Source organism: Flexivirga sp. G2 (assembly GCF_055397625.1).
In genome coordinates, this window is record NZ_AP039675.1 from 2,152,925 (window position 1) to 2,165,208 (window position 12,284).

The 12,284-nt window shown below is 68.4% G+C and carries 11 protein-coding genes; 6 read left to right on the forward strand and 5 right to left on the reverse strand.

Translation table 11 applies throughout. From position 1 onward, the window contains the following. Window positions 1–16: 16 nt before the first annotated feature. The 4 genes from ACZ50J_RS10450 to ACZ50J_RS10465 form a co-directional block, all read right to left on the reverse strand. Complete coding sequence (locus ACZ50J_RS10450; RefSeq protein ID WP_464301208.1) at window positions 17–1,246, reverse strand: pyridoxal phosphate-dependent aminotransferase; 1,230 nt, start codon at window positions 1,244–1,246, stop codon at window positions 17–19. A gap of 121 nt (window positions 1,247–1,367) precedes the next feature. Further along, window positions 1,368–1,778: a VOC family protein gene (locus ACZ50J_RS10455; RefSeq protein WP_464301209.1), complete on the reverse strand. Its 411-nt coding sequence runs from the start codon at window positions 1,776–1,778 to the stop codon at window positions 1,368–1,370. A 91-nt stretch (window positions 1,779–1,869) separates the two neighbouring features. Next, window positions 1,870–5,121, reverse strand: coding sequence for an AAA family ATPase (locus ACZ50J_RS10460; RefSeq protein ID WP_464301210.1), 3,252 nt, complete (start codon window positions 5,119–5,121; stop codon window positions 1,870–1,872). Beyond that, window positions 5,118–6,293, reverse strand: a complete 1,176-nt coding sequence (locus tag ACZ50J_RS10465) for an exonuclease SbcCD subunit D (RefSeq protein ID WP_464301211.1) — start codon at window positions 6,291–6,293, stop codon at window positions 5,118–5,120. The genes ACZ50J_RS10460 and ACZ50J_RS10465 overlap by 4 nt, the downstream gene beginning before the upstream one ends. Before the next feature lie 174 nt (window positions 6,294–6,467). Here ACZ50J_RS10465 and ACZ50J_RS10470 point away from each other — a divergent pair, with 174 nt between their 5' ends. Further along, window positions 6,468–7,949, forward strand: a complete 1,482-nt coding sequence (locus ACZ50J_RS10470; protein ID WP_464301212.1) for a glutamate-cysteine ligase family protein — start codon at window positions 6,468–6,470, stop codon at window positions 7,947–7,949. A gap of 84 nt (window positions 7,950–8,033) precedes the next feature. Here ACZ50J_RS10470 and ACZ50J_RS10475 read toward each other — a convergent pair whose 3' ends face one another. Beyond that, window positions 8,034–8,645 (reverse strand): histidine phosphatase family protein, encoded by a 612-nt coding sequence (locus tag ACZ50J_RS10475; protein WP_464301213.1) that lies wholly within the window; start codon window positions 8,643–8,645, stop codon window positions 8,034–8,036. 100 nt (window positions 8,646–8,745) lie between these two features. On the opposite strand from ACZ50J_RS10475, the gene ACZ50J_RS10480 reads away from it, so the two are divergent. From ACZ50J_RS10480 to ACZ50J_RS10500, 5 genes are read left to right on the forward strand one after another with little or no spacing between them, the layout of a single operon-like run. Further along, complete coding sequence (locus ACZ50J_RS10480; RefSeq protein WP_464301214.1) at window positions 8,746–9,180, forward strand: OsmC family protein; 435 nt, start codon at window positions 8,746–8,748, stop codon at window positions 9,178–9,180. A 1-nt stretch (window position 9,181) separates the two neighbouring features. Then, window positions 9,182–9,721, forward strand: coding sequence for a DUF1697 domain-containing protein (locus ACZ50J_RS10485; RefSeq protein ID WP_464301215.1), 540 nt, complete (start codon window positions 9,182–9,184; stop codon window positions 9,719–9,721). A gap of 40 nt (window positions 9,722–9,761) precedes the next feature. Beyond that, the gene (locus ACZ50J_RS10490; RefSeq protein ID WP_464301216.1) at window positions 9,762–10,385 is read left to right on the forward strand and encodes an L-threonylcarbamoyladenylate synthase; all 624 of its coding nucleotides are present in this window, start codon (window positions 9,762–9,764) and stop codon (window positions 10,383–10,385) included. Next, the gene (locus ACZ50J_RS10495; protein WP_464301217.1) at window positions 10,382–11,251 is read left to right on the forward strand and encodes a DUF3626 domain-containing protein; all 870 of its coding nucleotides are present in this window, start codon (window positions 10,382–10,384) and stop codon (window positions 11,249–11,251) included. Before ACZ50J_RS10490 ends, ACZ50J_RS10495 begins: the two co-directional genes overlap by 4 nt. 28 nt (window positions 11,252–11,279) lie before the next feature. Continuing rightward, a complete protein-coding gene (locus ACZ50J_RS10500; protein ID WP_464301218.1) occupies window positions 11,280–12,257 on the forward strand; it encodes a quinone oxidoreductase family protein in 978 nt (325 codons plus the stop codon). Window positions 12,258–12,284: the final 27 nt, after the last annotated feature.

The following is a 12,284-nucleotide window of genomic DNA, read 5'->3' on the forward strand; positions in this document are numbered from 1 at the left end:
AACGCGACCGGGGTGATCACACTGTCACGCCGGCACGAACAGCACTGAGGTAGTTGGCGATTCGGCCGATCGCCTCGGTGAGCACGTCCACGTCGGGGAGCGTGACGAGGCGGAAGTGGTCCGGCTCCAACCAGTTGAAGCCGGTGCCGTGGGTGACCAGGATCTTCTCGGCACGCAGCAGTTCGATGACGAACTGTTGATCGTCCTCGATCGGATAGACGTCGGGGTCGAGTCGGGGGAAGCAGTAGAGCGCACCCTTGGGCTTCACGCAGGTCACGCCGGGGATCTCGTTGAGCAGCCGCCAGGCGGTCATGGACTGCTCGTAGAAGCGTCCGCCCGGGCCGACGAGTTCGCTGATGGACTGGTATCCGCCCAGGGCTGTCTGGATCGCGTGCTGCCCGGGGACGTTGGCGCACATGCGCATGTTCGCCAGGAGGGTCAGGCCCTCCAGGAAATCGGCTGCGAGGTGCTTCGGACCGGAGACCATCAGCCAGCCGGCGCGATAGCCGCACGAGCGATAGGCCTTGGACAGGCCGCTGAAGGTCAGGCAGAGCACGTCATCGCCTGCGAAGGTGGCGGCGTGGTGATGGACGGCGTCCTCGAACAGGATCTTCTCGTAGATCTCGTCGACCATCAGGACCAGGTCGTGCCGCCGAGCGATGTCGACCAGGCCGCGCACGGTGTCCTCGGAGTAGACCGCGCCGGTCGGGTTGTTGGGGTTGATGACGACGAGCGCGTGCGTGTTGTCGGTGATCTTGGCCTCGATGTCCGCCAGATCGGGGTTCCAGTCGTCCTCCTCGGCGCAGCGGTAGTGCACCGGGGTGCCACCCGCCAGCGAGACAGCACCAGTCCACAGCGGGTAGTCCGGTGCCGGGATCAGGATCTCGTTGCCGTCGTCGACGAACGCCTGCAGCACCATGCTGATCAGCTCGGACACGCCGTTGCCGATGAAGACGTCCTCGACGGTGGTGTCGGTCAGCCCGTGCGACTGGTAGTAGTGCGCCACCGCGGTCCGGGCGGAGTAGATCCCGCGGCTGTCGCTGTACCCCTGGGACTGGGGCAGGTTGTGGATCATGTCGCGCAGCACCGCGTCCGGAGCTTCGAAGCCGAACGGCGCCGTGTTGCCGATGTTGAGCTTCAGGATCCGGTGACCCTGAGCCTCCAACTTCTCGGCTTCGACGAGGATCGGTCCACGCACGTCATACCGGACGTCCTGGAGCTTCTTGGACTGCTTGATCGGCCGCACGCGCTCAGTTTCCCACGCGGATCGGCCGATCGCAGGACTGTCCGCGGCGTGGCCCTCGTCACCGAATGAGTGGGGCGCACGCCGCGGCAGCGGGCCGAGCCACCGAGGGTGGAGGCGGTCGTCAGTGTGCGCCGGGCGCCTTTCGTTTGCCGTCGGCGTCGAAGGCGTATGCCGGAAGCTGCTGCAGGACGAGCTGATTGCCGTCGGGGTCGGTCACGTAGAGGAAGCGTCCCCACGGCTGCTCGTCGACCGGCCCGAGCTCGACGCCCTTCGCGAGCAGTTCCGCACGCGCAGCATCGGCATCGTCGATCACGAACATCACACCCCGTTGCGTGCCCGGTTGCATGTGCACGACGCCCTCGCCCATCACCACGGAGCAGGCGGAACCCGGAGGTGTCAGCTGGACGAACCGGATCTCCGGCGTGGGTCGCTGGTCGAAGTCGAGGCGGAAGCCGAGCTGCTCGGTGTAGAACGACTTGGCACGGTCGACGTCAGTGACGGGCATCGGCACGACTTCAAGCTTGAATTCCATGGGCTGGCCTCCGATTGTGTGGGCGCTTCGGTCGAAGCACTGCTCACCATAGGTAGCCCAGCGGACAGGATCGGTCCACTACTGGGCGGTCTCAGGCGACGTCGGCGGTGACCACCTGGACGGTGGAGCCGCGAGCGGTCTTGGACACCCGGATCTGGGCGGGGATCCGGGTCCGCAGTTCCGGAACGTGGCTGACGATGCCTACGTTGCGACCGCCGGCGCGCAACCCGTCCAGCACGTCGAGCACCTGTTCCAGGCTGTCCTCGTCCAGGGAACCGAAACCTTCGTCGACCAGCAGCGTTTCGAGCCGTCGGCCACCAGCGGCTTCGAGCACGGCGTCACCGAGGCCGAGGGCGAGAGCGAGCGACGCGATGAACGATTCACCGCCGGACAGCGACCCGGTGTCACGTGTCGTGCCGGTCCACGCATCGCGCACCCGCAGCCCGAGCCCGCTCTTGCTGCCGCGTGCGGCGCGCTCGTCGGTGTGCTCGAGCTGGTAGCGGCCATCGGTCATCAGCTGCAGTCGCTCGTTGGCGAGCGCAGTCACGGACTCGAGTCGGGCGGCCAGGACGTATGCCGTCAGGCGCATCCGCATGGTGTTGTCGCCCGACCCGGACACGGCCGATGCGAGCGAGGTGGCGACCGCGAGCTCTTGCGCCAACGGCGCCGTCCGTTCGTCATGGGCGGCGAGTTCGGCCGTGATCCGCTGCAGGCCGCTCAGGGCTCGGCGGATCTCACCCACCGCGTCACGGGTATGCCGGGCCGCCCTCTCTGCGGCGCGCACATCCTCGGCGACGGCGTCGACCGTTGCCGGAGGGGCATCCAGTGCGGCAGCGACTGCGGGCTGTTCGAGCACACCGGTCGCCTTCGCCGCGTCGGTCTCGGCGGAGGAGACCAGAGCCCGCAGCCGTGCTGCTTCCGCGTCGGAAAGTGTTGCCCTCGTTGCTGATTCGGCGTCGGCGAAGCCGGCGGAGGCGAGGGCATCGGCAACCTCGTCGGTCGCTGCGGTGAGCTCGGACCACGCGGTTCGTTGTGCGATGGCGGCTGCCGCCAAGCGGTCGAGCAGAGCGGCAGACGCCGTGTGCAAGTCCACGGCATCGGCGCCCGCGGAACAACCACACACCTGCTCGTGCTCCCGGAGTACTTCGGCGATCCGATCGCGCGCGGCGATGGCCTGACCGTCCAGCGACTCCACCTGCGCCGCGCTGAGCCGCACCGCCCCCGCGACGGTGTCCGCTGCTTCCTGGGCGCTGCGCAACTCGGCCTCGAAGGCGCGCAGCTGGGTCTCGTGGACGCGCAGTTGTCGTTCGGCCGAGCCGGTTTCGGCGGCACGCCGGTGTGCGGTGGCCCCGGCGTCGGCGACCGCCTCGCGAAGGGTGGTCAGCGTTGCCGGCAGGTCGGGGTCGACGGACGGTCGCTCGGCAGCCAGCAGAGTCACCATGTCTTGTGCCGATGCGGGGGAGACCCCGACGGTTTCCCGGAGCACGGCGCGCAGCTCGGTCAGCTCCGACGCGGCGGCTTGCTCGCGATCGGCCGAGCCGTCGACGAGCTGGTCCACGGCGACGAGCTGCTCGACGGCGTCGAGCGCGGTGCAGCAGGCCGTGCGCGCGCGGCCCACGGCTGAAGACCAGCGAGCGGCGGCCTCGTTGGCGCCGGCGAGCACGACCTTGGCCGCTTCCTCCGCGGCGGCCAGCTGCTCCGCGTCGACGTGATCGGTCGTGGGCTGCGCCGGCAGGGGATGATCGGGCGAGCCGCACACCGGGCACGATTCGCCGTCGGTCAACCCGTCCGCCAGCTCGGCGGCGATGCCGGCCAGCCGTCTGTTGCGCAGTTGGATGACGTGTCGCTCCGCCACCGTCCAGGCGTGCCCGGCCTGTCGATGATGCGCACCGGACGACATCGCGGCGTCGACCTCGGTCCGGGCGGTGTCGAGGGCGTGACATGCACGCTGCAGGTCGTCGCGGAGGCGGACCCAGTCCGAGCGAACAGCGGCCTCGGGGAGCAGGCCGACGCGGGTCGCCGTCAACTGGGCGACCTGAGCCTCGACGGCCGTGGCCGCAGCGCTGTGCTCCTCCGCTTCGGTCCGTGCCGACGCCAGATGTTCGGACGCGCGCTGCTGTGCCGTTTCGGTGGACTGCTGCTGACGTCGCAGCTCGTCGTGGGCGGCGAGTGCGACCGTGCCTGCTGCAGCACGCTCCAGGATCGGCTGCAGGGCCGCGTCGGTCAGGCCGACGTCATCGCGTGGCTCCGGGACGGCCCATGACGTGGAACGGGTCAGCTGCTCGCGCTCAGTGGCGGTGGCGCGTGACGCCACCTCGTGAACGGATCTGCGACGGGAAGCCGCCGCGATCGCCGGAACGCAGCGCTGTGCGCGCACCGCGACGGCCAACCGGTCGCGCGCCTGCGCCGTCTGTGCTGCCTGTTCGGCAATCCGGTCGAGGGTGGCGCGTGCGCTGCGCGCCTGTTGTTGCAGGGCGGCGAGGGCCTGCTCGTCGGCGAGCCGACCGCGTAGCTGTTCGGCCCGACCGGCAGCCGCATCCGACGCGGCGAGTGCCTTCGTCAGGTGATCGGACAGGTCGTTGACGATCCCGTCGAGAACCGGACCCGACGCTGCGGGCTGAGCGGGGTCGGCGGGGAGTTCGGCGGTGCCGGTGATCACGTCGGGCCCGACCCCACTGACCAACTCCTGCGCCCGGGCAATGAGAATGGATCGTGTGTTCGATGCCTGAATCGTCTGTGTTTCCAAGTCTTTTCGGTGGTCGGCCAACCAGCGCTCGACGGCTGCGAAGTCGCTGATGTCGAAGAGACGCTCCAGCAGGCGACCGCGGTCGTCGGGCTTTGCGCGCAGGAACGCGGTGAATTCACCCTGGGGGAGCAACATCACCTGGGCGAATTGGGTGAGGCCCATGCCGAGCAGGTCACCGATGACTTCGGCGACCTCGTCGCTGCGGGTGCTGATGGTCTCCCAGCGGCCGGCGGTGCGCTCCTGCAAGGTCACGCTGCCGCGCTGTGCACGGCTGCCGGTACCGCGCTTCTTGGCGACCTGGTGCTCGGGGGAGCGCTGCACGCGGAACCGTCGCTCGCCGACCCCGAACTCGAGCTCGACCTCCGGTCGGGCGGTGGCCGCGGCATGATCGCTGCGCAGCGACTCCCGACCGTGCATGCGGCCACCGGGCACGCCGGCGAAGAGCGCGAAGCAGATCGCGTCCAGGATGCTGGTCTTGCCGGCGCCGGTCGGTCCGTGGATGAGGTGCAGCCCACCCGTCGCGAGCTCGTCGAAGTCGATGCGCTCCTCGCCGGCGAACGGTCCGAAAGCCTGCAACCGCAGGTGGTGGAGTCTCATGCGACGCCGGTGTCGACGGTGTGGACGCGGGCCGGACCCTCGTCGGCATCACGATCGCGTCGAGTCTCCTCGACCGCACGCCGCAGCAGCTCGCGCTCGGGTTCGGTGGCTGCGGCGCCGCCCCGGGTGTGCGTGAGGAAGTCGCAACAGAGCTCGAGAGTCTCCTTGCCCGCGATCTTGCTCGTGTAGCGACTGTCCTGCAGGTGGGTGACCGGCTGGTCGAAGAGCAACTGGACGGTGTGCGGAAAACGTCGTCGCAGTTGTTCCATCGCACCCAGCGGTCGGGTCGGGTCGGTCAACGTGACCTGGCACCACGAGCCTTCCGCGGCGTGCAACGCCGGGTCGGCGAGAAGGTCGGTCAGCGTGCCGCGGAGGCGGCTGAGTGGCCGCACCACGGGAGCATCGATGACAGCGGTCGAGACGGTGCCGTCGGCGCCGACGTCGAGCACGACCGAGCTCTTGCGGTGATCGGCCTCGGAGAACGACATGGCGACCGGCGACCCGCTGTAGCGGCCGACATCGCCCACCCGTTGGGCGCCGTGCAGATGCCCCAGTGCGGCATACGCCATGCCCGAGAACGTCGCCGCCGGGACGGCGCTGGCGCCCCCGACAGTGATGTCGCGCTCGGACTCGCAGGTTGCCGACCCGACCACGAACGCGTGCGCCATCACGATGCCCGGAACACCACGCAGCGCCAGGTCCGCGTGCACCCGTCGCATCGCGGCGCGCAGCACACCGGCGTGCGTGGTCTCGGCCGCATCGAGCGACGATGCCGTGAGCGACGGCTCCAAGTAGGGCAGCGGGTAGACGGCGACGTCGTCGAAAAGCACTGGTGTGCCGATCGACTCGGTCGATGTCCGGATGTGCACACCGCCGTGTTCGAGCACGCGGGATCCGAAGCCGAGGCGGATCGCGGAGTCGTGGTTGCCCGCGGACAGGACGACCCGCGCGCCCGCGTCACGCAACCGCACCAGTGTCTCGTCGAGCAGCTCGACACTCGTCGGCCCGGGCAGTGCCCGGTCGTAGACGTCCCCACTCACCAGCACCCCGTCGATCCGCTCGGACCGGACCACGTCCACGAGATGGTCGAGGTATGCCGCCTGGGCGTCCACCAGCGACGCACCATGGAAGCTCCGGCCCAGGTGCCAGTCGGAGGTGTGGATCAGGCGCATGCCTGCAGCGTAGGAGCCACCACCGACAGCACCGCGGAACGGCTTCGGCGTGTGGGACATTGGCCCTGATCGATCCGGATCGTGGGGTGCGCGCAGGCACACGGCCGCGTTTTGCCGCCGACCGGAGCCAGAATGTGCAAGCGTGTCGTCACGTCGGTTCCGAGGGAGGCTTCCATGGGCAAGGATGTCGCTGCCACGTCATACACGCGCGAGCAACGGCAGCGCTACCGCGAGAAGGTGCGTCAGGACCTCGACGTCTTCGAGCGCATGCTGCACACGCACAGCTTCGACTTCGAGCGCCAGCTGACCGGCATGGAGGTCGAACTCAACCTGGTCGGGGACGACCTCCACCCGGCGATGAACAACGCCAGCGTGCTCAAGAGCATCGCCGACGAGGACTATCAGACCGAGCTCGGGCAGTACAACATCGAACTCAATGTGAGTCCGCGTCCGTTGCCGGGGGATTCGGCGTTGCAACTCGAGAAGGACCTTCGTGCGAGCCTGAACCGCGCGGAGCGGCTGGCCAACGAAGCGGGCGCCCAGATCGCGATGATCGGGATCCTGCCCACCCTGATGACCGAGCACTTCACGACGGAGTGGATGAGCGCCAACACGCGATACGCGGCACTGAACGAGGCGATCTTCTCGGCCCGTGGCGAGGACATCTTCATCGACATCGAGGGCGGCAGCGGCGAACGCCTGGCCATGTATGCCGACTCGATCGCACCCGAGTCCGCGTGCACGTCGGTCCAACTGCACCTGCAGGTGCAGCCGCACCGGTTCGCCGATCATTGGAATGCCGCCCAGGCGCTGTCGTCGGTGCAACTGGCGATCGGCGCGAACTCGCCGTACTTCTTCGGCAAGGAGTTGTGGCACGAGAGCCGTGTCCCGCTGTTCGAGCAGGCGACCGACACCCGGGCGATCGAGTTGAAGAACCAGGGCGTGCGCCCGCGCGTCTGGTTCGGCGAGCGATGGATCACCTCGATCTTCGACCTGTTCGAGGAGAACGTCCGCTACTTCCCGGCGCTGCTCCCGGAGTCGACCGACGAGGATCCGGTCGCCGTGTTCGAAGCCGGTGAGGCGCCCCGGCTCGAGGAGTTGCGGCTGCACAACGGCACGGTCTACCGATGGAACCGCCCGATCTACGACATCGTCGACGGCAAGCCGCACCTGCGGGTCGAGAACCGTGTGCTGCCGGCGGGTCCCACGATCATCGACGGTATGGCGAACAGCGCGTTCTACTACGGCGTCGTGCGCACACTGGCCGACTCGGAGCGTCCGGTGTGGACCCGGATGAGCTTCGCGGCGGCCGAGGAGAACTTCTACAGCTGCGCCCGCCGCGGCATCGACGCGAAGGTCTACTGGCCGGGGTTCGGCGAGGTGCAGGCCGACGAGCTCGCGCTACGTCACCTGCTGCCGATGGCAGATGAAGGCCTGGCGTCCTGGGGCGTCGCGACCGAGGTGCGTGACCGCTACCTCGGCGTGATCGAGGAACGGTGCCGGACCGGTCAGAACGGCGCGTCCTGGCAGATCGACTGCGTGAACGCGCTCGAGGCGCAGGGCAAGGACCGCGCGAGCGCCTTGGTCGAGATGTTGCGGCTCTACCTGGAGAAGATGCACCTCGGCGAGCCGGTGCACACCTGGGACCTGCCGTAGCCCGAAGCGCTCCCTGAGGAGCTCGTGAGGAACGAACGAGCGTCTCGAAGGGTCGGCGCACCTTGAAGGCGTGCGTATCGAGACCTAGACGACGTCGCCGCCGGTGTTCCAGACCTGGATGCACGGAGTGCCGTGGTAGAACCCGAGCGTCGACAGCGAGCCGGCGTTCAGCATCAGCTGTGCACCCATGCGCGCCTCCTGACGCAGGAAGATCGCCGCGAAGATCCGCAGCGAATGTCCGTGCGCGACCAACGCCACGTTGCCGACCTCGAGGAGCGGCACGACGTGCCGCACGACGTGGCTGACCCGCGCCGCCACGTCCTCGACCGTCTCGCCCGGTGTGGCTCCCGGCTCGACTCCGTCGGCGAAGATCTCCCACGACGGGTCGCCGAGCCTCTCCCGGATCTGCGGTGTCGAAAGTCCTTCGTACGCACCGTAATCCCACTCGCGCAGGTCGTCGTCGATCCGCAGGTCGGTGAGTCCGGCGAGCTCGGCCGTACGACGTGCCCGCTGCATCGGACTGCAGAACGTCGCCACGACGTCCAGCTCACGGACCTGGTCGCGCAGCTTGCGCGCGTCGGCCTCACCCTCGGGAAGGAGCGGCAGGTCCGTGGTGCCGGTATGCCGCCCGTTGCGGGACCACTCGGTCGCTCCGTGGCGGATCAGGACGATGCTGTGTTCGGAGTGGGCGCTCAACGCGCACCCCTCCTTCGTCGGGTTGCGCGTTTCGCCCTGAATCTGATTGGACGCTCGCTTTGCTCACTCACGACGGACACGCTACTGGCAGTCTTGGGGTATGACGACACAGCCTTCGGACGCACACCGCTCGATCACCATCGCCCGGACCGCTCCCGGAAAGTTCCGGGCGACCAACGCCCGCGGCGGCACGATGGACTTCGGGAGCGGCGGCGACGACCAGTTCACGCCCGTGGAGTTGCTGCTGACCGCGATCGCCGGCTGCACCGGCATCGACGTGGACATCTTCACCACCCGGCGCAGCGAGCCGACGCAGTTCGAGGTGACCGCCGAGGGCGACAAGTTGCGCGACGACGAGGGCAACCACATGGGCCCGATCGACATCAGCTTCCGCATCTCGTTCCCGGAGGGCGAGGAGGGCGATGCCGCGCGCAAGGTGTTGCCCGACGCGATCCGCACGTCGCACGAGCGGCTCTGCACGGTCAGCCGCACGGTGATGTTGCCGACCGACGTCACGTCGCACCCGGTCGACTGACATGCCGCAGCACATCGTCCTGTTGCGTGCCGTGAACGTCGGCGGCCGGTGGGTCAAGATGCAGCGTCTGCGGGAGTTCCTGTCGGGCAACGGTTTCGACGATGTGGAGACCCACATTCAGAGTGGCAACGTTCTCGTCAGCAGCTCGATGCGCAGCCCGGCCAAGGTTGCCTCCACCCTGGAGAAGCTGCTCGAGGCCGAGTTCGGCTTCGCCATACCGTGCGTGGTGCGTTCGCCTGCCCGGCTGCGCGAGATCGCGGAGTATGCCGATGGGCTGCCGGATCCGCTCGACGGCAAGACCCTGCGTCGCTACGTGACGTTCTTCCGAGAGCCTCTCGCGACGGACCGGGCGGAAGAGCTGTCGAAGTGGGCAGAGCCGGGGGAGCGGTTGCATCCGGTGGGCACCGAAATGCATTGGTGGCTGGATAAACCCACCCACGAGGCGAAGATCTCCAACGCACGCCTCGAGCGTGGCGGCGTCGTCGCGACGACGCGTGATCTGAAGGTCGTGCGGACCCTTGCCGACAAGTGGGGCGCCTGAACGGCTGACCGGCCCGTGGGGCACGTCGTACCGTTGGCGCATGGCTCGCTACTTCGACGTGCATCCCAGGGACCCCCAGCCGCGCAGCATCGCGCAGGCGGTGCAGATCCTGCGCGACGGCGGTCTGATCGCCTACCCGACCGACTCCTGTTTCGCCCTCGGTTGCACGCTCGGCAACCGTGACGGCCGCGACCGGATCGTGCGGATCCGGCAACTGAACGACAAACACAACTTCACCCTGATGTGCCGTGACTTCGCCCAGCTCGGGCAGCTGGTGCACATCGACAACCGCGTCTTCCGCGCCATCAAGGCGGCGACTCCCGGTCCCTACACGTTCATCCTGCCCGCGACTTCCGATGTGCCGCATCGGCTGCTGCAGCCCAAGAAGAAGACGGTCGGCGTGCGGATCAGTGACCATCCCGTCGCGCGTGCGCTGGTCGCCGAGCTCGGCGAGCCGATCATGACCAGCACGCTGCTCCTACCCGGTGAGGATGATCCGCTGACCGATGGCTGGCAGGTCAAGGAGGCGCTCAACTACCAGGTCGATGCGGTGATCGACTCGGGGGAGTGCGGGGTCGAGCCGACCACCGTCGTCGACTTCTCCGACGGGCATGCCGAAGTCACTCGGGTCGGCGCCGGCGATCCCGGTCCGTTCGAGGCGTGACGTTCGCGGCGCAACCCGATCCGGTCGCGGCGGCGATCGCGCGCGTCGGGTTGCTGGCCAGTGGGCCGCCCCTGAACCCGGAGCTCCGGGTGACCTGCAGCTTCCATCCTGATCGGTGGGCGACGCCGGGCTCGGACCAACTCGTGATCGAGGCGATGGCGGCAGGCGGCGGCTACCTCTCCCAATTCGTGACCGGCACCAGCAACGGTGGTCTGACCGCGTATGTCGGCGGGGACCGATTCCGTTGGGAGAGCGACCTGTTCGGCGGTGCGTATGACGACTCCGATGCCGACCTGCGGCCCAAGTACGGTGCGCTCAACCACCGTCGCAGGGCGACCGGTGCGTCGCCGAGATTCGGCTCGTCATACATCAGACTCGCGGCGCACACGCTCGCCCGCACCACGTTCTGCTACCCGGACAGTTTCGCCGATCCCACCGACTTCGGGATTGCCGGATCCTGTCGGTTGACGGATCTGGCGGATGCCGACCGGCGCGACCTGCTGGACGACTACGTCGAGGCGCACGTGCACGGGCACATCGGTCTGGCACGCGATGTGGAAGCCGTCGTCCTCGACCCGAGCTACCGCGGGACACCGGTCGAGGCGGCCGCCGCAACCCTCGATTGCCCCGTTGAATGGCACGACGGATTCGTTGCGTCGATCGACGACATCCGAGCGCACCCGGAGTACCGGGGTGCCGAAATTGTCTCCCTGGCAGCCGAATTGGCGGTCGACGGTGTTCTCACTCCTCGCATCGTCGGCGAGGCGGCGCGTGCGGGTGGCCACCCTCCACAGGCCATCAAGCAGGTGTGGCACTACACGGCACGTCTGGGGACGGCGGAAGGGCGCGCAACCGCCCCCGAGTGAGCGAGGTCGGCGGACCTAGAGTGGAAGCATGACTCGAGCACTCGTGGTGACCCAGCCCGGCGATCGCAGCGTCCTGCAGGTCCAGGACACCGACGTGGCCCCGCCGGCAACCGGCGAGGTCCAGGTCCGCGTCGCCGCGGTCGGCGTCAACTTCATCGACGTCTACAAGCGCCAGGGTGTCTATCCGCTGCCCACGCCGTTCGTCCTCGGCGAGGAGGGCGCCGGCGTCGTCGAGGCCGTCGGAGACGGTGTCGAGGACCTGTCGGTCGGCGCGAAGGTCGCCTGGGCAGGACAGGGAGGCAGTGCTGCTGAGCTGGTGAATCTCGCTGCGGGACAGGTGGTTCCGGTGCCGGACGGGTTGGACCTCGAGATCGCGGCCGCCGCGATGCTGCAGGGTATGACGGCGCACTACCTGGTGAACTCGACCTGGCCGGTCCAGGAGGGCCAGATCGCGCTCGTGCACGCGGCCGCCGGGGGAGTCGGACAACTGTTGGTGCAGCTCATCACGGGCAAGGGTGCGACTGTCGTGGCAACCGCCGGGACCGACGAGAAGCTCCGCATCGCAACGGATCTCGGCGCCGCGCACACCATCAACTACCGGGACTTCTCCGGCGACGCGCTTGCCGAGCAGGTGCGCACAGTCGCGGGCCGAGGCGTTGACGTCGCGTATGACGGGGTCGGCAAGGCGACCTTCGACGCGTCGTTGAAATCGTTGCGCCCGCGGGGAATGGGCGTGTTGTTCGGCGGCGCCAGCGGTCAGGTGGAGCCGCTGGACCTGCAGGTGCTCAACCGGCTGGGTTCGCTTTTCGTGACGCGACCCACCCTTGCGTCATACCTGCTGGACCGGGACGAGCTGCTCTGGCGGGCCGGCGACATCCTCGGTCAGCTGGCGGACGGCAGCCTGAAACTGCAGATCGGCGCGAAGTTCGCGCTGGACGACGCGGCCGCGGCATACGAGGCCCTCGAGGGGCGCACGACCACCGGCAAGGTGCTGCTGATCCCGTAGCCGATCAGCCGCGTCGTCCGACGCGCA

Bases quoted from the DNA above. Each gene is read 5' to 3' on its own strand.
- ACZ50J_RS10455 (WP_464301209.1), bottom strand. From the start codon at position 1,778: ATGGAATTCAAGCTTGAAGTCGTGCCGATGCCCGTCACTGACGTCGAC.
- ACZ50J_RS10480 (WP_464301214.1), top strand. From the start codon at position 8,746: ATGACGACACAGCCTTCGGACGCACACCGCTCGATCACCATCGCCCGG.
- ACZ50J_RS10500 (WP_464301218.1), top strand. From the start codon at position 11,280: ATGACTCGAGCACTCGTGGTGACCCAGCCCGGCGATCGCAGCGTCCTG.
- ACZ50J_RS10470 (WP_464301212.1), top strand. From the start codon at position 6,468: ATGGGCAAGGATGTCGCTGCCACGTCATACACGCGCGAGCAACGGCAG.
- ACZ50J_RS10485 (WP_464301215.1), top strand. From the start codon at position 9,182: ATGCCGCAGCACATCGTCCTGTTGCGTGCCGTGAACGTCGGCGGCCGG.
- ACZ50J_RS10460 (WP_464301210.1), bottom strand. From the start codon at position 5,121: ATGAGACTCCACCACCTGCGGTTGCAGGCTTTCGGACCGTTCGCCGGC.
- ACZ50J_RS10465 (WP_464301211.1), bottom strand. From the start codon at position 6,293: ATGCGCCTGATCCACACCTCCGACTGGCACCTGGGCCGGAGCTTCCAT.
- ACZ50J_RS10490 (WP_464301216.1), top strand. From the start codon at position 9,762: ATGGCTCGCTACTTCGACGTGCATCCCAGGGACCCCCAGCCGCGCAGC.